17 protein-coding genes are annotated in these 19,660 nt (G+C 72.3%); 11 read left to right on the forward strand and 6 right to left on the reverse strand.

Annotated features, from left to right (window positions below; genetic code table 11):
* Positions 1-17 precede the first annotated feature (17 nt).
* Positions 18-959 carry a phosphotransferase enzyme family protein gene (locus DP939_RS24705; protein ID WP_113983131.1) on the reverse strand — a complete coding sequence of 314 codons (942 nt, stop codon included), beginning with the start codon at positions 957-959 and terminating at the stop codon, positions 18-20.
* Positions 956-2,455, reverse strand: a complete 1,500-nt coding sequence (locus tag DP939_RS24710) for a helix-turn-helix domain-containing protein (protein WP_113983132.1) — start codon at positions 2,453-2,455, stop codon at positions 956-958. The genes DP939_RS24705 and DP939_RS24710 overlap by 4 nt, the downstream gene beginning before the upstream one ends.
* A 233-nt stretch (positions 2,456-2,688) precedes the next feature.
* Between DP939_RS24710 and DP939_RS24715 the strand changes: the two genes are divergently transcribed.
* The gene (locus tag DP939_RS24715; protein ID WP_113983212.1) at positions 2,689-2,994 is read left to right on the forward strand and encodes a hypothetical protein; all 306 of its coding nucleotides are present in this window, start codon (positions 2,689-2,691) and stop codon (positions 2,992-2,994) included.
* A 167-nt stretch (positions 2,995-3,161) separates the two neighbouring features.
* Here DP939_RS24715 and DP939_RS24720 read toward each other — a convergent pair whose 3' ends face one another.
* A complete protein-coding gene (locus tag DP939_RS24720) occupies positions 3,162-3,893 on the reverse strand; it encodes a DUF427 domain-containing protein (protein WP_113983133.1) in 732 nt (243 codons plus the stop codon).
* Positions 3,894-4,019: 126 nt separating this feature from the next.
* On the opposite strand from DP939_RS24720, the gene DP939_RS24725 reads away from it, so the two are divergent.
* From DP939_RS24725 to DP939_RS24735, 3 genes are all read left to right on the forward strand, one after another.
* On the forward strand, positions 4,020-5,108 hold the full coding sequence (locus tag DP939_RS24725) for a M12 family metallopeptidase (protein WP_113983134.1): 1,089 nt from the start codon (positions 4,020-4,022) through the stop codon (positions 5,106-5,108).
* Positions 5,109-5,245: 137 nt separating this feature from the next.
* Positions 5,246-5,707: a hypothetical protein gene (locus DP939_RS24730; RefSeq protein ID WP_113983135.1), complete on the forward strand. Its 462-nt coding sequence runs from the start codon at positions 5,246-5,248 to the stop codon at positions 5,705-5,707.
* Positions 5,708-5,876: 169 nt separating this feature from the next.
* Positions 5,877-7,385: a DUF2079 domain-containing protein gene (locus tag DP939_RS24735; RefSeq protein WP_225878474.1), complete on the forward strand. Its 1,509-nt coding sequence runs from the start codon at positions 5,877-5,879 to the stop codon at positions 7,383-7,385.
* Here the strand turns inward: DP939_RS24735 and DP939_RS24740 are convergent.
* Positions 7,382-8,488: a glycosyltransferase family 4 protein gene (locus tag DP939_RS24740; RefSeq protein WP_113983136.1), complete on the reverse strand. Its 1,107-nt coding sequence runs from the start codon at positions 8,486-8,488 to the stop codon at positions 7,382-7,384. The genes DP939_RS24735 and DP939_RS24740 overlap by 4 nt on opposite strands.
* 103 nt (positions 8,489-8,591) lie before the next feature.
* On the opposite strand from DP939_RS24740, the gene DP939_RS24745 reads away from it, so the two are divergent.
* The 3 genes from DP939_RS24745 to DP939_RS24755 all read left to right on the forward strand — a co-directional run bounded on the left by DP939_RS24745 (position 8,592) and on the right by DP939_RS24755 (position 14,149).
* On the forward strand, positions 8,592-9,416 hold the full coding sequence (locus DP939_RS24745) for a PIG-L deacetylase family protein (protein WP_113983137.1): 825 nt from the start codon (positions 8,592-8,594) through the stop codon (positions 9,414-9,416).
* A 75-nt stretch (positions 9,417-9,491) separates the two neighbouring features.
* The gene (locus DP939_RS24750; protein ID WP_113983138.1) at positions 9,492-10,634 is read left to right on the forward strand and encodes a lysylphosphatidylglycerol synthase transmembrane domain-containing protein; all 1,143 of its coding nucleotides are present in this window, start codon (positions 9,492-9,494) and stop codon (positions 10,632-10,634) included.
* 122 nt (positions 10,635-10,756) lie between these two features.
* Positions 10,757-14,149: a BTAD domain-containing putative transcriptional regulator gene (locus tag DP939_RS24755; RefSeq protein ID WP_225878475.1), complete on the forward strand. Its 3,393-nt coding sequence runs from the start codon at positions 10,757-10,759 to the stop codon at positions 14,147-14,149.
* Positions 14,150-14,163: 14 nt separating this feature from the next.
* Here the strand turns inward: DP939_RS24755 and DP939_RS24760 are convergent, their stop codons facing one another.
* Complete coding sequence (locus DP939_RS24760; protein ID WP_113983140.1) at positions 14,164-14,838, reverse strand: hypothetical protein; 675 nt, start codon at positions 14,836-14,838, stop codon at positions 14,164-14,166.
* 200 nt (positions 14,839-15,038) lie between these two features.
* Here DP939_RS24760 and DP939_RS24765 point away from each other — a divergent pair, with 200 nt between their 5' ends.
* The 4 genes from DP939_RS24765 to DP939_RS24780 all read left to right on the forward strand — a co-directional run bounded on the left by DP939_RS24765 (position 15,039) and on the right by DP939_RS24780 (position 18,596).
* Positions 15,039-15,584, forward strand: coding sequence for a DedA family protein (locus DP939_RS24765; protein ID WP_113983141.1), 546 nt, complete (start codon positions 15,039-15,041; stop codon positions 15,582-15,584).
* A gap of 58 nt (positions 15,585-15,642) precedes the next feature.
* Positions 15,643-16,614 carry a D-alanyl-D-alanine carboxypeptidase family protein gene (locus tag DP939_RS24770; protein ID WP_113983142.1) on the forward strand — a complete coding sequence of 324 codons (972 nt, stop codon included), beginning with the start codon at positions 15,643-15,645 and terminating at the stop codon, positions 16,612-16,614.
* 29 nt (positions 16,615-16,643) lie between these two features.
* Positions 16,644-16,952: a hypothetical protein gene (locus DP939_RS24775; protein WP_113983143.1), complete on the forward strand. Its 309-nt coding sequence runs from the start codon at positions 16,644-16,646 to the stop codon at positions 16,950-16,952.
* A gap of 78 nt (positions 16,953-17,030) precedes the next feature.
* Complete coding sequence (locus tag DP939_RS24780) at positions 17,031-18,596, forward strand: carbohydrate binding domain-containing protein (RefSeq protein WP_113983144.1); 1,566 nt, start codon at positions 17,031-17,033, stop codon at positions 18,594-18,596.
* 41 nt (positions 18,597-18,637) lie between these two features.
* Here DP939_RS24780 and DP939_RS24785 read toward each other — a convergent pair whose 3' ends face one another.
* A complete protein-coding gene (locus tag DP939_RS24785; RefSeq protein WP_113983145.1) occupies positions 18,638-19,459 on the reverse strand; it encodes a TrmH family RNA methyltransferase in 822 nt (273 codons plus the stop codon).
* Between the last annotated feature and the right edge of the window lie 201 nt (positions 19,460-19,660).

Raw genomic sequence — 19,660 nt, forward strand, 5'->3', positions numbered from 1 at the left:
GTCAGGCGGGCGAGACGTCAGGCGGGCGACATGTACCACCGGGCGTGGCCGTCGCCCTTGGTCAGCGAATCGAGGCGGCGCGGCAGCTCGCGGCGGGAGAACGGGTCGCCGGGCGCGTTGCGGATGTGGACGCCGACCGCGTACATGTCCCTGATCTCCATCAGCGTGGAGTAGCCGGGCCAGGCGCGCAGGTCGCGGCCGTAGGCGGCGGCGAAGGCGTCCACCTCGCCCGCGGTCAGGCCGAACCTGCGCTGGCCGTGGTAGGTGTGCACGAGGTCCCACTGGCGGGGGCCGAGGGCCACACCGTCCCAGTCGCACAGCACCGCGTCACCGTCGGTGCGGCGGAGCAGGTTGCCGATCCAGGCGTCGCCGTGCAGCAGCACCGGCGGCCCGACGTCGTCCAGGTCGGACCAGCGCGCGGTCAGCTCGGTCACCCGGTCGCGCAGCCAGGCGCGCTGGCGCGGGGTGAGCACCGCGCCGGCCACCGTGCGGTCGACGTTCCTGCGCACCTCGGCCAGCGGGTCGGCGAGCCGTTTGAGCGCGAACGGCGGGGCGGGCAGCCGGTGCAGGTCGCGCAGCACCGCCCCGAGCTGGCCGGTGGTGGGGGTGCCGCTGGCCGGGACGTACCGCCAGAAGGTGACCACCCGGCCCGCGTGCACCACGGGCTGCTCGGCCACCTCATCGGCCGGTCGCACCGCGGGAAAGCCGAGATCGGCCAGCCAGCGGGCCACCGCGAGCACGACGGGCAGCCGGGTGCCCGCGTCGGGGGCGGTCGCGATCCGCACGATGAGCCGATCGCGCAGCTTGAACACGGCGTTGCTGCGGACCCGCAGCAGCGTCGCGCCCCTGGCGTCGATGCCGAGCTCCGCGCACACCCCGCGGAGCACCTGGGCCGCCTCGGCGGCGAGCGTGTCGCGCTGCGCCGGCACCGGCACCGGCGGCGCGGCCAGGGACTTCATCGGCACACCAGCGCGAGCGGCGGCCCCGCGCCCTCGATCATGGCGTTGAGGTGCCGCACCGAGGCCAGCCGGTGCTGGTCGGGCGGCACGCCGGCGAGCAGCGCACGGGCCCGGTTGAGCACGATCGAGGTGCGGTGCTCGGGCGGTACGTCGGCCAGCGCCTTCTCGGCCAGCGCGCAGGCGTCGCGGACGTTGCCCTCGCGGGCCAGCCGGGTGGCCTGGTCCAGCATGATCAGCGCCGGGTCGATGGTGTAGGGGCCGCTCGCGCCGGTCGCCCAGTCGTCCACCTGGTCGGCCTCGCCCAGCTCGATCAGCGTGCAGGTGCGGTAGAAGTGCAGCCGCCGCTCGGAGAAGTGGAAGGCCAGGTGCTCACCGCCCTCCCTGGGCATCCGGGAGAAGATCTGCTCGGCCTCGGCCAGCGCGATCCTGGCCGCCTTGTGCTCGCCCATCCTGGCCAGCGCGCGGGCCTCGGCCGCCGCGCCGAGCGCGGCCGGGGAGCTGGGCGCGGTACCGGCGAGCATCCGCGCCTCGCGGGCCAGGCGCACGGTCTCGCCGAGATCGCCGTAGTAGTAGGGCAGCATCGCCTGCTGGGCGCGGACGAGGGCGCGCAGCCGCAGGTCGCCCATGTCGTCGGAGGCGGTGCGGGCGGTGCCGTACCAGGCGTGCGCCTGGCGGGTGTCGCCGAGCTTCATCAGCGCGTCGGCGGCCAGCAGGGCGAGCATGGTGGTGGCGTTGAGCAGCCGGCGCTGGGCGGCGGCGGGCTGGCGTACGGCGGTGAGCCTGCGCACGTCGGCAAGCTCCAGCATCAGCCGGTACAGCATCGGCAGCGGGGCGCTGGTGATGTACTCCCTGCGGTAGCGGACCACCTGCTCGTCGAGCATGTCGAGCTGGTCCTCGGTGACGGTCGTGGCGGCGAGCGTGCGGTCCAGGCCCTGGCGGGTGTGCTCGACCTCGGCCAGCATCCGGCCGGAAAGGCCCATTTCGGGGCGCAGCAGCGCGTGGTGGAACAGCGCCCGGCGCTCGGTGTCATCGCCCATGACGGTGTCGGGGACGGCCGGGACCGGCTCGACGTACGCCAGGCGGCCCGGCGGCGCGGGACGCGCCTCACCCTGCTCCGCGGCGACCACGACGATCTTGCCGTCGCCGGACTCCTCGGTGTAGTCGCCGGCCAGCCCGAGCCGCACCGCGTTGGCCTGGTAGAGCCTGGCCAGCAGGTCGATCGTCTGCGGCCGGGGCCTGGCCCGGTTGTTCTCCCAGGCGTTCAGCAGGTCGATGCTGGCCCGCGGCTCGCCGAGGCCCTGCCGGGCGCACAGCTCCTCCAGCTCCTCGATCGCCTGCCGCGCCGACCAGCCCCTGGCCTGCCGGTGCGCCTTGAGGAGACTGACCCCGCAGCAGCCGTTGATCGCCTGCGCGGTCTGCCACAGGCTCCACTGCCGGCTCGCAGCCTGTTCGCGCCAGCGACGTGCGCACGCCGGCGAATGTTCGCCTCGGGCCATGGCCCGCCCCCCAACCGGTCCCCGTTGGTATTACGTCCATGTTAATAATGGCGTAGTGCGCCACAATCGGTTTCGCGTTCTCTGTTCCCGGAAATCGCGTATTTTCCACGGAATTGGCATCACTTTCCGCTGCCTTGCTCCGAACTCGCGGAAATCTGACGATTGCCGGTACGCCCGTGCTGGACGCACCCTGCCGGGGTAGGCGGACCCCTCCCCAGGCAGGAGTGTTCTGCATGAGATCAGAAGGAGCGGTGGTCGCGGCGGACGCCATCGATCACCTCCAGCGGCTCGCCCTCCAGTTGGAGGCGCACGCGTTCCAGGCCGAGGTGGAGTCGCGGAGCGGCCCCTCCCCCCGGCTGCACGTGATCAATCCGGTCGCCCCGGCCAGGACCGAGGACGTGTTCGCCGCCCACGAGGAGGACGGCGAGTGGTGGTTCTGGCTCTCCTGGGCCGGGCGCATCGGGCCGGCCGAGGACGTCGCGACGGCGGCCGAGCGGGTCGCGAGCGTCATGCACGTCATCCGGCACCCGGAGCGGTGAGACATAGATCGCGGGCCCCCGGGTAACCGGACAGTGCCCGGCGGAAGGAGAGGACGATGAGAAGAGCACGGGTGCTCGTGCGCAGGCCCCGGCCCGCACCCCAGGAGCGGCCCCTTGACCTGCGCACCCCGTCGGGCCGCCGGTTGCCCTACTGACCCGCCCGGCCCTCAGCTGAACGGGCTCTTGGGGCGCTCCTGCAGAACGCCGTCGAGATAGATGTCCACCTTCTCGTTGTAGAAGGAGATGAGGCCCGCGACCTTCTGGCTCTCCGGCAGCGGGGTGCGGTACGACCAGGCGTAGTCGTCGTGCCCGGCCACCGACCAGTACTCCGCCCAGCCCTTGTAGGGGCAGCGGGTGACCGTGTCGGTCGGCGTCAGCAGATCCAGCCGGACATCGGTCTTGGGCAGGTAGTAACGGGGCGGCAGGCCGGTCTCATGCAGGATGCGCGGGCTGCGGGAGTCGGCCACGGTCACGCCGTCCACCTCCACGCGCACATGCCGGGAGCTGGGCAGCACCTCGACCCTCGTGCCGGGGTCGCGGGCGTGGACGAAGACCTCCTCGTCCTCCTCGAACCAGGCGTCCATGGCGTCCCACTCCAGGCGCACCCGGTCGCGCAGCTCCTCGATCGGGGAGTCGGCGTAGATCAGCGCCGCCCCCTCCCGATCGCCCGCCGAGTGGACCAGGCCCTCGCCCCTGCTGGGCGAGTGCCTGGTCTCGCCGGTCGGCTTGAGCAGCCCGTCCTGTACGTCGTCGAGCGGAAGGTAGTAGGTCGGGTAATAGGGACTCTCCCAGACCAGTAGCGCGCGCACGGTGTCGGCCACCGGACGCCCGCCGAGATAGACCCGTACCCGCTTGGCCGAAGGCTCCAGCCGGAGACGGCCGCGTTTTTCATCACCCATGTGGGGGAAAACTCCCAGAGTGGGACAACTGTTCCCATCTCGCCTGAGTAGCGGGGTACTCATGCGCGCCAGGCATATCCGGCGCAGAGTCGTGGGGCACTCAGGCGGTCATTCAGGAGGTACCCAATGACGGAGAACACCGTGCCCTTGTGCGGGCTGCCCCCCGTCCCCCCGCGCGTCCTCCCCGAAGGGCTGTCCAGGAACCGGCTGGAAGCGATCATCCAGCTGGGCGACAAATGGGTGAACGGCACCACCCTGCGCTACTACTTCTTCGACGCCGAGACCGACGGCAGCAGGGTCGTGCTGCCCGACGGCAGCGTCGAGTTCGTCACCTGGGTCGGCGACCAGGACCAGCAGGACGCCGTGCGCCGGAGCTTCGCCGAGTGGAAGGCGCTCGGCATCGGCCTGGTCTTCACCGAGGTCCACGACCGCAACGAGGCCGAGGTGCGGATCGGCTTCATGCAGGGCGACGGTTCGTGGTCCTACGTAGGGCGCGACGTGCTCGGCATCGGGACCAACGAGCGCACGATGAACTTCGGCTGGGATCTGACCGCGCCGAGGGCGCGGAGCACCGCGGTGCACGAGATCGGGCACACGCTCGGCATGATGCACGAGCACCAGAACCCGTTCGCCGGGATCGTGTGGGACGAGGAGGCCGTCTACGCCGAACTGGCCGCGCCGCCCAACTCCTGGGACAGGGAGACGACGTTCCACAACATCATCCGCAAGCTGGAGCGGGTGACCGGTTCGGTGTGGGACGCCAAGTCCGTGATGCACTACCCGTTCCGGCCGGGACTGATCGTCTCGCCGGCGGAGTTCGCCACCTCGGGCATCAACCCGCCGGGCACGATCTCCGAGCTCGACACGGCCTACGTCCGCGAGTGGTACCCGCCGCTCGACCCGGGCGACGCGCCCGCGCTCAAGCCGTTCGAGTCCCGCCCGCTGTCCCTTCGTCCGGGCGAGCAGGCGGACTTCCTGATCGAGCCGGACGCCAACCGCGAGTACACCCTGCGGACCTTCGGGCCCGCCGACGTGGTGACCGTGCTGTTCGAGGACGTGGACGGCGAGCTTCGGTACCTGGCGGGCGACGACGACGCCGGCCAGGCGCGCAACGCCGAGCTGAAGGTGCGGCTGTTCAAGGGGCGCAGCTACGTGGCACGGATCCGCCTTTACACCTCATGGGAGTCGAACCAGACGGCGGTCATGTACTGGTGAGTAGGTCTCGGATCGTGAGATTTCACGCCAGATCACACCATCTGTAAGCGAGATGAAAGTCACCCGCAAGACGCGGTATCTACGGTACCCTGCGTCGCAATTGCAACACAGACCTCAAATCTCACAAAGGCAGATGAATGTCTAGCGTCCTCACGATTCGCCGAATCAGCGTCCTCGCCGCTTCGGTTCTCACCGCCCTCAGCCTCGCCGCCTGCGGCGGGTCCTCCGGTGGTGGCGACACCGCGGCCAAGGCGAGCGCTCCGGCGGCCGAGGCGAGCACCTCTTCCGGCGATTCGGGCTCCTCCGGCGGCGGCGACAACCTCGCCGTCTGCAAGGAGGCCACGAAGGTCCTCACGGACTTCAGCACCGACCTCGCCAAGACCGACGTCAACTCCTATGACAAGGTGATGGACGACCTGTCCGCCAAGCTCAAGGAGCTGGCCGGCAAGGCCAAGCCCGAGATGGCCTCCGCCCTGAACGACCTGGCCGACACCTACGGCGAGTTCAAGATCGACGCCACCGACCCGTCCTCCATCCAGGACGTGATGAAGAAGGCGACCGACGGCGCCACCAAGCTGGGCGAGGCCTGCGCCAAGTAGGCGGGACGACCCTGGGCGAAGAGCAGTTGAGCCGCCACGGAGGCCGCCCGCCGCACGACGGCGGAGCGGCCCCCGCAGGCGTGATCGAGTAGCCGCGCCGGCACTGGCGCGGTGGCCGGCGCGGCTACTCCCTTCTAAGTCGTGCGCCCGCCTTCTAAGGTTGTGCGGCGTGACCCTCACCGACGACGACACCTCCGCCGAGGCGGCGTCCGGCCGGGGTGGCCGCCTGGCACGCGCGTTACCCGCGCCCCTGGCCCACCTGATCGCCTGGGCCCTGCGCGGACACCGCCCCAAGGTCGGGCTCCTTGTCGCGGCCGCCGCCACCGTCTACGCGACCCTGGGCCTGGTCCGCCTCTACACCTTCCGGGCCACCAGCTTCGACCTGGTCATCTTCGACCAGGCGGTCCGCGGCTTCTCCCGGTTCGCCGCCCCCACCAGCGCCGCCCGCGGCATCACCCTCGACCAGGGCATGCAGTTCGTCCAGCTCGGCGAGCACTTCTCGCCCATCCTGGCGCTGCTCGCGCCCTTCTACTGGATCCACGACGGGCCGGGCACCCTGGTCGTCGCCCAGGCGGTGCTGTTCGCCCTGGCCATCCCGTTCCTGTGGGCCTTCACCCGGCGGCGGCTCGGCGTTCCCGCCGCCTACCTGGTCGCCACCGCCTACGCGCTGTCCTGGCCGATCGCCGAGGCCGCCGAGTTCGACTTCCACGAGGTCGCCTTCGCCCCGCTGCTCATCGCCATCATGATCGAGCGGTACCAGGCGGGCCGGCTGCGCGCCTGCGCCGTGGCCGCCATCGCGCTGCTGCTGGTCAAGGAGGACATGGGGCTGCTGGTCGCGGGCTTCGGCGCGTACGTCTTCGTCGACCGGCAGCGCCTGGAGGGCGGCAGCTTCATCCTGATGGGCCTGGGCTGGACGGTGCTGGCCAGGGAGTTCCTGATCCCCGCCGTCGGCGGCGACCCGAAGATGTACTGGGCCTACGACCACCTCGGGCAGGACCTCCCCGGGCTGGTGAAGACCATCGTCACCGAGCCGCTCCGGGTGATCGGCACGCTGCTGACCCCCGAGGACAAGTTCGACACGATGGCCCTGATGATGTGGCCGACGCTGCTGCTGTGCCTGTGCTCGCCGATCACCCTGATGGCCGTGCCGCACATCCTGGAGCGGATGCTGTCGGACCGGCTGCACTGGTGGATCACCGACTTCCACCACAGCGCGTTCACCGTGGTGATCCTCTTCTGCGCCGGGGTGGACGGGCTGGTACGCGTGCTGGGGTGGCTCAGGCGGCGTGAGGACCGGGGGCTGATCCTGGCGTGGTCGGTTGGAGTGTGCGCGGTGGCGCTCACGCTGCTGCCCCGGTTCGGGTTCGACCAGCTCGTCCATCCCACCTTCTACCAGCGCGACCCGCGGGCCGTGGCGGCGGCGGAAGCGGTCGCCAAGGTGCCCTCGGGTGTGATCGTGGAGGCGGGCAACTCGTTCGGCCCCGCGCTCAGCGGCCGGACCACCGTGCTGTTGTTCGACCACACGCCGCGGAACGCCCCCTGGGTCGTGGCCGACGTGTCGCGCGCGGAGTTCCCCTTCGGCTCGGCCGACGAGCAGCGGCAGCGGATCGACGGCCTGGTCCTGATCGGCTACCGCAAGGTCTACGACCGCGAGGGCATCGTCGTGCTGAACCGCTAACGGCGGGGGGCGCGTTCGCGGGCCTCGGCGTAACAGCGGTCGAAGCCGGAAAGGACGGCGGGCCAGGAGCACTGGACGGGCTCGGTCTCGCGGTTGTGCGCGGCGATCTGCTCGCGCAGCTCGTGGTCGGTGGCCAGTTTGGCGACGCTGGCGGCCATCTCGTCCAGGTCGCGGCCGAGCAGGCCCTCTTTGTACGGCCGGACGAAGTCGGCCACCCCGCTCTGCGCCCGCGCGACCACCGGCACGCCCGCCGCCCTGGCCTCCAGGGCGGCCAGGCCGAAGGACTCGCGCGGGGCGGGGGCGACGAAGACGTCGGCCTCGGCGAGGAGTTCGCGGATCCGCTCGCGGGGCAGCCTGCCGGGCAGCGTCACCCAGCCGGACATGCCGTGGGCGCGTACGTGGCGTTCCATGGCCGTCTTGGCCGGACCGTCGCCGACGATGGTGGCCCGCAGGCCGGGCGCCCGCCGGGCGGCGATCTGGAGGAGCTTCAGCAGGCGTACGGGGTGCTTGCGTGGGGCCAGCCGGCCGACGGCGACGACGTGGACCGGCTCGCCGGGGGCGGTCTGGCGCACCGGGCCGGTGGGCCGCCAGCCGGAGACGTCCAGGCCGTTGGAGACGACGTGGACCGGCACGCCGCGCCCGGCGACCGCGCGGATCGGGCGGGCCGCCGCCTCGCTGACCGCCGTGCCCACCAGGCCCCAGCCCCGCCAGCCCGCGGCCGAGCCGAGCAGGCCGTACACGCCCTTGGTCACCGGGTCCCACATGCTGTGCACGGTGACCACCAGCGGCATCCGCGCCCGCGCCGCGGCCCGCGCCGCCATCCAGGCGAACGGCGAGATCGCGCCCGCGTGGACGTGCACCACGTCGGGCCTGCGCGCCGCCAGCAGCCGCAGCATGTGCCCGACGCCGAAGGGGTGGACCGGCAGGTCGAACGGCATCGGCGCGACCACCCGATGGACGCCCGGCAGGGGCTCGCCCGGTGTCGCGGTGGCCACCTCGACCTCGTGACCGGCTTTCGCCTGCGTCGCGGTGAGATCGGCCACCTGCACCTCGATGCCGCCGAGCCGGGGAAGGTAGCAGTCGCTGACGTGGAGGATCCTCACCGTCTCAGCCTACGGGGGGATCACGCCTCGCGTTCTCCGCGCGGACGGCGGGATAGGGTTTGCTTCATACCCCCCGAGACGCCGGTGAGCCGCGGGAACGGAGATGAGCGCCATAAGCACAGCAGTCTTCTTCCACGCCCACCCCGACGATGAGGCCCTGCTCACCGCCGGGACCATGGCCATGCTCGCGGCGCAGGGACACCGGGTGGTGCTGGTGGTGGCCACCGCGGGCGAGCGCGGCCTGGCCGACCTCGCGCCGGGCGAGGCGCTGGGCGAGGCGCGGATGTCGGAGCTGTACCGCTCGGCCGCGCTGCTCGGCTGCGCCCGCGTGGTCAAGCTCGGCTACGCCGACTCGGGCCTCGGCAGCGCCGGCGGGGTGGCCGACGACCGTCCGGACGACGCCTTCATCGACGCCGACACCGAGGAGGCCGCGCAGCGGCTGGCCGCGGTGCTCAAGGAGGAGTCCGCCGACCTGGTGACGATCTACGACCCGGCGGGCGGCTACGGGCACCCCGACCACGTCCAGGTGCACCGGGTGGGCAGGCGGGCCGCCGAGATCGCGGGCACGCCGATCGTGCTGGAGGCCACGGTCGACCGTGACCTGCTGCTGCGCGCGCTGCGCCTGGCGGGCCGGTTCTACACCTTCCCGCCCGAGTTCGATCTGCGCACCTTCGAGCGGGCGTACTCCCCCGGCGAGGCGATCACCCACCGGGTGAGCGTCCGCCGCTTCGCCCGCCAGAAGCGCGCCAGCATGGCGGCGCACGCCTCGCAGGCCACCGGCGGCGACGGCGACCGGACCCTCGGCATGATGCTGAAGATCCCCGGCCCGCTGTACCGGCTGATCTTCGGCACCGAGTGGTACGTCAGGCGTGACGTCCCGCTCGGCACCCGCCTGAAACACCCCTTCGACATCCCCCCGAGGGCCTGAGCAAGGGGCGGCTCGTCCGGCTCGTCCGAAAGGAGGAGCACGGCGACCGGGAGGGCACGGCAGACTAGAGCCGACATGAAGAACACCCGGATACAGATCCTGCTGTCCGTCGTCTCGCTGGGGCTGGCGGGCTCGCTGATCGTCTTCCTGCCCCAGGTGGTCGGCGCACTGACCGACAAAGAGGTCTCCTGGGGCCAGATCGGCGCGGAGTTCGCGCAGATGAGCCCGCTGATGGTCGGGCTGATGACGCTCGCGTGGATGGCCAGCCTGGGCGCGTACACCGTGGTGCTCACCCGGTCGCTGCCCGGCCTGACGCACCTGCAGGCCCTGACCCTCAACGCGGGCAGCAGCGCGGTCAGCAACCTGCTGCCGTTCGGCGGGGCCGTCGGGGTGGCGCTGACGTTCGCCATGACGAAGGGCTGGGGGTTCCCGTTCCGCGCGGTCGTGGTGTCCACGCTGACGACCGGCATATGGAACAACCTGTTCCGGTTCATCCTGCCCGCGGTGGGCATCGTGTCGCTGCTGCTCGCCGGGCGGGTGCCCGACCAGCGGATCGCGCAGGCCGGGTGGGTGGGCGCGCTGTCCATCCTGGCGCTGGTGGCGGTGGCCGCCACCGCACTGTACTGGGATCGCGCGGCGGCCCTGCTGGGCCGCGGGCTGGACGGCCTGGTACGCCTGGCCCCGCACCGGATCCGCCCCCGCGAGCACGCGGCCTCCGAGGCACTGACCCGGCTGCGCGCGGACACCGCCGAGATCGTGCGGCGGCGCTGGGCCGGGCTGAGCCTCGGCATGATCGCCTTCCTGGGCTTCCAGTGGCTCATCATGCTCTGCTGCCTGCACGCCACCGGGGCCTATCCGGGGCTCGCCGAGTCGATCGCGGTGTTCGCCCTCTCGCGCGTGCTCACCACGGCCCTGGTCACCCCGAGCGGTGCCGGGATCATGGAACTCGGGGTGCTCGCGCTGCTGAACGCCTTCGGTGTGCCACTGCCCGCCGCGACGGCCGCCGCACTGCTCTTCGGCTTCTGGACCTACACTATCGAAATCCCCGTCGGCGGGCTGGCGCTCGGCGCATGGGCACTGCTGCGCAGGCGCAACGGCGGAGCGGATCGGCAGGCAGGTCGGAAGGTCGAGGAGGCGGCCCACGTTGAGGCCCGCGGTGAGGTCCATAGTGAGGTTCACGGCGAGGTCCATGGTGACGGGGCCGCGGCGCGGGAGTAGCGTGCCGTCCCGGCCGCCCGCCCTGGTCCCCATACCGGCTTTCCATCACATCGGCGTCGCACGCCACCCCCGTACCGCAATGCGGCGGTACGGCTTGTGTCCCCTTCGCGAGCACGCATAGCGTGGCGGCTGACATGGTGGCGTTCCGGGTTCTTGGGCCGGTCGAGGCGTACGACGGCGACGACGAGCTGGACCTCGGCGGTCTTCGGCAACGCGCCGTGCTCGCCCGGTTACTCGTCGCACGCGGACAGGTCGTACCGGTCGATTCACTGCTGTACGACCTGTGGGACGACGACGCCGCCAAAGGCGCCCAGTCCGGACTTCAGGTCTACATCTCCCGGCTGCGCCGGGTGCTCGAACCGGGCAGGCCGCGCGGCGGCCCCAACCGGCTGCTGGTCACCGTGGCCTCCGGCTACGCGCTGCGCGTCGCCCCCGACCAGGTGGACGCGCTGCGCTTCGAGGAGATGGCCCGCACCGCGGGCGAGAACCTGGACGCCGACGACCCGGCGGCGGCGCGGGCGCGGCTGACCAAGGCCCTGGGCCTGTGGCGGGGCACCCCCTACTCCGACTTCGCCGACCAGCCGTGGGCCGAGGCCGAGGTCAACCGGCTCACCGAGCTGCGGCTGGTGGCCAGGGAGCGGCACGCCGACACCGGCCTGCGGCTCGGCATGCCCGCCGAGACCGTGCCCGACCTTGAGGCGCTGACCGCGGAGCATCCGCTGCGCGAGGAGGGCTGGCGGCTGCTGGCCCTCGGCCTGTACCGCAGCGGGCGGCAGGGCGACGCGCTGGCCGCGCTGCGCCGCGCCCGCACGATCCTGGCCGACGAGCTGGGCATCGACCCCGGGCCCGCGCTGCGCAAGCTGGAGTCCGACATCCTGGCCCAGTCGCCCGACCTGGAGCTGGCCGGGCCACCGCAGCGGCAGGGCCGCCAGGTCCCGGCGGTGGCCGACACCTGGCCGCCGCGGCCGACGGCCACGCCGCCCGACCTGCCCCCGCTGGAGCCGGAGCCGTTCGTCGGCCGGGAGGCGGAGCTGGCCAGGCTGGTCACCGCGGCGAGCCGTACCGGCCACTTCACGGTCGCGGTGGTCAGCGGCGACGCGGGCGAGGGCAAGTCCACGCTGGTGCGCAGGCTCGCCATGACGCTCGCCGCCGACGGCTGGATCACCGCCGCCGGGGCCTGCCCGGACAGCAGCGCCACCCCGCCCGGCTGGGCCTGGGTGGAGATCCTGCGCACGCTGGTGTCGGGCATCGGCCCCGGGGAGTACGGCCAGTTGCTCGCCCCGCTGCTGGACGACACCGCGCCCGCGCCCGACGACGACATCGCCTCCGGCGGCTTCCGGCTGCACCGCGCGGTCGGCGGCTACCTTGCGGGCGTCGCCAAGGAGTGCCCGCTCGTCCTCATCCTGGAGGACCTGCACTGGGCCGACGCGCAGACCCTCGCGCTGCTGCGGGCGCTGCCCAGCCTGCTGGCCACCAGCCGGGTGCTGCTCGTGGTCACCGCCAGGGAGAGCGAGATCACCGGCGAGCAGGCCGACGTCCTCGCCGCCCTGGCCAGGCTCGGCCCGGTCCGGGTGGGCCTTTCCGGGCTGGACGCCAAGAGCGTGGCCGAGCTGGTCCGCGCGACCTGCGTGCGCGAGGTCGACGAGGACGCCGTCGGCACCATCGCCGAACGCACCGGCGGCAACCCCTTCTTCGTGCGGGAGACCGTCCGGCTGCTGGACTCCGAGTACACCAGGGGGCGCACCACCTCGGCCGAGGTGCTGACCGGCGTCCCTTCGGGCGTGCGCGACGTGCTGCGCCGCCGGATCGCCCGGCTGCCCGGCCCGGCCCAGCAGATCCTGCTCCAGGCCGCGGTGATCGGCCGGGACGTCGATGTCGATCTGCTGGTCGACGTGGCGGGCGACGAGGACGCGGTGGTGGAGGCGGTGGAGGCCGCGCTGCTCGCCGGGCTGGTCACCGAGCCGGGGCCGGGGCGGCTCCGGTTCGACCACGACCTGGTACGCGGCACGCTCTACTCCGACGCCTCGCGGCTGCGCCGCACCCGGCTGCACGCGGCCGTGGCCGCCGCCATCGAACGGCGCAACCCCGGCGACGTGGCCGCCCTCGCCCACCACTTCGACGCGGCGGGCACGGCCGAGACCGCCGCCAAGGCCGTCCACTACGCCAGCCTGGCCGCCGACCAGGCCGAACGCAGGTTCGCCCACCGGGAGGCGGCCGACCTGTGGCAGCAGGCCATCGACGCGTTCGACCGGGCCGGGCGGGCCGACGACGAGCAGCGCGTACGCGAGCGGCTGCGCCTGTCGCTGCGGCTGATCAAGGCGCTCGGGCTGTGCGGCGACATGGCCGCCGCCCGCAGGCAGCGCCGCGCGGCCATGGACGCCGCGCTGCCGCTCGGCGACCTTGAGCTGACCGCGCGGGTCGCGGCGTCCCTGGCGGTGCCGCACAAGGGCATGGCCCGCGACTTCACCCGTACCGCCTGGGAGATCGTCAACGTCACCGAGAAGGCGCTGATCGAACTCCCCTCCGACGAGCAGGCGCTGCGCGCCAGCCTGCTCGCCACGCTGGCCCTGGAGCTGGAGGGGTCGGCCGGTGGCAGGGGGCACGAGGCGTCGCTGGAGGCCGAAGAGCTGGCCCGGATGAGCGGCGACCCGGCGTTGCTCGCGGTGGCCCTCAGCGGGCGGCTGCGGCAGTCCTACGGCATTCCGGCGGTGGGCGAGCGGGAGGCGATCGGGCGCGAGCTGCTGTCGGTGGGCGAGGCGTCCGGGCAGGTCGCCGTGCAGGCGCTGGCCCACCTGGTGCTGATGGAGTGCTCGGCGGCGCGCGGCGACTTCGCCACCGCCGACGCCGAGGTGGCCGCGGCCGAGCGGCTGGCCAGGCAGTACGACCTGCCGGCGCCCGCGGCGGTCGGCGCGTGGTACGCGGGGCAGCGCCGGATGATCAGCGGTGACTACGCGGGCGCGGAGCGGGCCTACCGCGACGCGGCCAGGCAGACCGCGCGGGCGGGCATGCTGGAGGGCCGCCAGGACCTCCCGCTGATCACCTCGTTCTGCCTGCACCTGGTGGACGGCAGGGCGGCGGAGATGGTCGAGCCGCTGGCCGAGGCCCACCAGCGCGGCGCGAAGTGGACCCTCGACGCCTACGCGCTGGCGCTGGCCTCCGCCGGGCACCAGCGCGACGCCCGCGCGGTGGCCGCCGTGCGCACGCCGGTCCGGCCCGACTTCCTGTACGAGCTGACGATGACCTGGCGGGCGCTGACCGGGATGCTGCTGGAGGACCGGATGCGGATGCAGGAGTCCTACGACACGCTGACGCCGTTCTCCGACCGGATCGCCGGCGCGGGCACGGGCGTGGTGGCCCTGTGGCCGGTCGCGCTCACGCTGGGCGATCTGGCGGTACGGCTGGGCCTTCCGGACGCCGCCAGGGCGCACTACGAGAAGGCCGTGGCGGTCGCCGAGCGCGTCGGGGTGTCGCGGTGGGTGGAGGCGTCCAGGCACGCCCTCGCCGCGAACCTGTGACCGGTGCCTCGCTTTCAGCAACTGAGCTGGAACCGCTCGCTGCGCGCGGGCCTGGCCGGGCGGGCGCCGTTCTCGACGATCAGTTCCACCCGGTACCAGCCGGGGTTGTCCACGACGTCGGGCGTCCAGCGGGCCTCGTACCGGCCGCCGGTGACTCCGCCCGCGGCGGTGGCGTAGGACCTCCAGGCGCGGGCGGACGCGCTCCAGCGCTGGAGCCGCCAGCCGTACAGGACGGTGGCGGTGGGCGCGGCGCCGTCGATCAGGCCGCGCGCGTCCAGCCGCACCGCGCAGGGCCGTCCCCCGGCCCCGATCCCGACCGTGACCGCCCCCGCCTTCGCCCCGGCCGCCGCGGCGGCCTTCGGCATCGCGGCCGAGCCGGCGGGCTTGGCCATGCCGGCGGACGCGGGTCCGGCCGCCTTCACCGGCTCGGCGGTGAGCCCTTGGGGGCGCTTCAGTGGCCGCTTCAGTGGCCGCTTCAGGGGGGTGGTGAGCGGCAGGGTCTGGGCGGAGAGCGTGACCGTCGTGGTGTGGGGGGTGCCGGCTCCTGCCGTGCTCCGGGCGCTGACAGTGGCGCCGGGCGCCTCCACCCCCACGTACGCACCGGTGAACGCCAGCGTGGCGGCCAGCAGCCGGGCCATGGTCGCGGCCCCGCTCGCCAGCACCGCCACCAGACCGCTCCGCGGGCTCATGGCCGGCACCCCCTTCTTGTCCACGCCTAAGGTGTACGACAAGCGGCTTTAGCCCTGGTTGCCGATGACTTGCAAGCGATCGTCCCGCGGCCCCGCCCGCACCACGAGCGGGCCTATGCCACATAATGGAAACGCAGGTTAGGCTTCCCTAATATCCTGCGAACTTGGGCGGACCGGACACGGGGCGGTGGTGGCGGGTCATGGGCACACTCACGGCGTCCCTCATTCCCTCACCGACCCAGGCGTCGCTGTTCGGCCTCCCCCTGTGGCTCGTCACCCTCGTCGGGGGCGTGGCGCTCTTCGGAGCGTTCCAGGTGTACTACTGGGTCGGCCGCAGGCTGGGCGAGAAGCTGTACGAATCGCGCGTCGGCGCGCGGCTCGGCCGCGAACGCATCCAGAAGGTGGAGAAGGTCGTCGCCCGGTGGGGCGCGCTCGCGGTCTACGCGTGCTTCTGGGTGCCCATGCTGCGCCACACGCTGCCGTGGGTGGCGGGCGTGCTGCGCATCTCCTATCCCTGGTACGCGGTGGCCAGCGCGCTCGGCTGCCTGACCTGGGTGCCGGTCACGGCGTTCGGCCTCTACGCGGCCATCTGGGGCTGGCTGACGCTCGCCGCCCGCTCCCCGCTCGCCGCCGCCGGGACGGCCGTCGTCCTGGCCGTGGTGATCGCCACGCTGGTGCTGGTACGCCGCCGCCGGCGGCGTCGTAGCACGGCGGAGCCCGACCTGGTCGCCTCGCCGCGCGCCTAGGCGCATCCCCGCCACAATGCGCGGAGTTCGGGACACTTTACGTTCCTGACATGCGACTATGGCCGACATGGACAACCGGGGCATCCTGCTTATCGCCAGTACCGCGGCACTGGCCGCGACCGCGTTCGCGGCGGCTCCGCCGCCCATGGAGACAACGGCCATATCGCGCGTTACGGCACCCGCCGGTATGGGCGCGGGCGGCGTGGCGCAGCGCGACGCGCCCGCGGTGGCCGCGCGGGCCGCCTACGTCATCGACGCCTCGACCGGCACCGCACTGTACGAGAAGCAGGCGGACCGCCGGATGCCGGTGGCCAGCCTGGCCAAGGTCATGACCGCCTACGTGGTGCTCAAGGAGGCCGGCCTGAGCGACGTCGTGACGATCACCGCGGCCGACGTACGGCACGCCGTCGTCAACGGCGCCACCTCGGCCGGGCTGCGCAAGGGCGAGCGGCTCACCGTACGCGACCTGCTGTACGGCGCGATGCTGCCCTCGGGCGCCGACGCCACCCACGCGCTCGCCCGCCGCTACGGCCCCGGCGACGACGCCTTCGTGGCCAAGATGAACTCCGCGGCCCGCTCGCTCGGCCTGGCCGACACCCGGTACACCAACCCCGACGGCCTGCCCTCCCCCGGTGGCGGCGGCCTCTCCACCGCCGAGGACCAGGTGCGCCTCGCCGAGACCGTGCTCCGCGACCCCGTCTTCCGGCAGATCTCCTCCACGAAGCGGCACGTCGTGCCGCGCACGGCCGTGCACGGGGCGCACACCTTCCGCAACACCAACAAGCTGCTGGGCGAGGGCACCGGCGTGCTCGGCGTCAAGACCGGATACACGCGCGCGGCCGGTTACTGTCTGCTCTTCGCCGCCGAGCGGGACGACCGGTTGCTGATCGGCGTGGTGCTCGGCGACCCGCAGTCCGCCCGCCGGTTCAGGACGGCCGGCCGGTTGCTGGACTACGCTGCCGAAACGGCCCCGGACAGCGCGCTATTGACGGTCCGTGATCGTGCTCATATCTTTAGGAAAGTTTACTAAAGATAAACTCGGCTGTCCCAGGGAGCCCCATGCGCGCACGTAAGTGGTTATCCAGCGCCTCCGCCACCGCTTTACTCACCGCCGGGGTCGTCTTCGGCACCGCATCCAGCGCGTCCGCCGCGCCGACCGGCTGCACGTACCAGGTCAGCGGCCTCACGGCGAGCAGCTTCTGCTCCGGCGGCACCGGCGAGCATCGGGTCCACGTCCTCCAGAAGCACTTCCTCCCGGACGCCGGCCCGATCCTGGCCGTGAGCGACTGGGCTCCCGTGGGCTCCACCGCCACGACAAGGATCACACCGCACACCATCGTCAACGTGTGGGTCAGCACCAGAGGCTGACCCACACCGCTCCTCCCTGCCCCCGTCACCGTGGCCCGGCATCACTTCTCGCCGGGCGGCAGAAGGGCTGTACCCCCCATGACACCCCCCATCAAGCGAACCACCCTCCGGCTGCTCGCGCTGTTCTCCGCGCTGCTGCTGGGGGCGATCGTGATGATCACGCAGAGGTCGGTGGCCTACGCCGACAACCTGCTCTCCAACCCCGGCTTCGAGTCCGGCAACCTGTCCCCCTGGACCTGCACCGGCAACGCCGGCTCGGTGGTCGGCACCCCGGCGCGCACCGGTAGCGGCGCGCTCGCCGGCGCGGTCAACGGCTCCGAGATCGCCCGGTGCAGCCAGACGGTGAGCGTCCGGCCCAACACCACCTACAACCTGAGCGCCTGGGTCCGGGGCAACTACGTCTACTTCGGCGTGAACGGCGGCCAGTCCCGCTGGGCCTCCTCGTCGAACGACTACACGCAGATCAACATCTCCTTCACCTCCGGCGCGAACCAGACCTCCGCCGTGGTCTACCTGCACGGCTGGTACGGCCAGGGCACCTACTACGCCGACGACATCACCTTCGACGGCCCCGGCGGGCCCACGCCCACCGTGACCGTGACGCCCACGAACACGCCCACCTCGACGCCCACCACGACCATTTCGCCCACGAGTTCCCCGACCCCGACGATCACGCCCACCGGCGACGCCACCTGCCCGGTCAAGAGCCGCCCCGCGGGCAAGGTCCTCCAGGGCTACTGGGAGAACTGGGACGGCGCGATCAACGGCGTCCACCCGCCGTTCGGCTGGACTCCGATCAACAACCCGGTGATCGCCCAGCGCGGCTACAACGTGATCAACGCGGCCTTCCCGGTGATCCGCGGTGACGGCACCGTGCTGTGGGAGGACGGCATGGACGTGACCGTCAAGGTCTCCACCCCGGCCGAGATGTGCGCGGCCAAGGCCGCGGGCGCCACGATCCTGATGTCCATCGGCGGCGCGGCGGCGGGCATCGACCTCAGCTCGTCCAGCGTGGCCGACCGCTTCGTCCAGACGGTCGTGCCGATCCTGAAGAAGTACAACTTCGACGGCATCGACATCGACATCGAGACCGGCCTGACCGGCAGCGGCAACATCAACCAGCTGTCGGCCTCGCAGTCCAACCTGATCCGGATCATCGACGGCGTGCTCGCCCAGATGCCGTCCAACTTCGGCCTGACCATGGCCCCCGAGACGGCGTACGTCACCGGCGGCAGCGTCACCTACGGCTCGATCTGGGGCGCGTACCTGCCGATCATCAAGAAGTACGCCGACAACGGCCGCCTGTGGTGGCTGAACATGCAGTACTACAACGGCAGCATGTACGGCTGCTCCGGCGACTCCTACTCGGCCGGCACCGTCCAGGGCTTCACCGTCCAGACGACCTGCCTGAACAACGGCCTCACCATCCAGGGCACCACCATCAAGGTCCCCTACGACAAGCAGGTCCCCGGCCTCCCGGCCCAGCCGGGCGCGGGCGGCGGCTACATGGCCCCCGGCCTGGTCAGCCAGGCCTGGAACGCCTTCAACGGCCAGCTCAAGGGCCTGATGACCTGGTCCATCAACTGGGACGGCTCCAGAAGCTGGTCCTTCGGCAACAACGTCAAGTCCCTCCAGGGCCGCTGACGCGAACGTGAGGGGCCGCCCCGGGCGCTCGCGGCGGCCCCTCACCCCCGCGTCGAGCGGGTGAGTTCGTGGCAGGCGATGGCGGCGGCGGCGACCACGTTGAGGGAGTCGACGCCGGTGGACATGGCTTCGGGGCTCATCGGGATGCAGACGGGCTCGTCGGCCTCCTTGAGCCAGTGGGAGGACAGGCCGTCGCCCTCGGAGCCGAGGAGGAGGGCCGTGCGGGGGGACGGGGGGACCGTGGAGAGGGGGGTGGCCCGCTGGTCGGGGGTGAGGGCCAGGGTGCGGAAGCCCGCCTGGCGCAGTTGGGACAGGCCGCCGTACCAGTCGTCCATGCGGGCGTACGGGATGGAGAAGACCGCGCCCATGGAGACCTTGACCGCGCGGCGGTAGAGGGGGTCGGCGCAGCGGGGGGACAGGATGATGGCGCCGACGCCGAGGGCGGCGGCGCAGCGGAAGATGGCGCCGACGTTGCCGTGGTCGACCAGGTCCTCCAGTACGACCACGCTCCGCGCGCGCCGGGCGAGCAGGTCGGGGACGGCGGGGAGCGGGAGGCGGCGCATCGCGGCGAGGGCGCCACGGTGGACCTGGAAGCCCGCCACGTCGCGGATCACCTCGTCGGACGCCACGAACACCGTGGTCTCGCCCAGGGCGTCGGCCAGGGCGTCGAGCCTGCGCCGGGTGGTGAGGACCGACTTGACCGGGTGGCCGGTGGCGATCGCGCGCCTGATGACCTTCTCGCCCTCGGCGATGAACAGGCCGCGCCCGGCCTCAAGGTTCTTGCGCAACTCGACGTCGCGCAGCCGGGTGTAGTCGCCCAGGCGGGGATCGGCGGGGTCGGTCACCTCCACGAGCTGGAACATCCCCGCATCCTCCCATGTGGCGCGGGGTGGAAACGGGTCCAGGGCTAACCGGTTCTTTGCGCTGCCTAAAATCAGTGACGCGATGTGCTGGGTAAGGTACTTAGCGCTGTCGGCGGCCGGGAGCGGGCGGACAGGAGGTCACGGTGCCTGACCGGCGTGTTCGCCCGCTCCCGGCCGCGTCAGCGGCCCTCTTCCCCCCTG

This window comes from Spongiactinospora rosea (assembly GCF_003315795.1).
Taxonomy (GTDB): Bacteria; Actinomycetota; Actinomycetes; order Streptosporangiales; family Streptosporangiaceae; genus Spongiactinospora; species Spongiactinospora rosea.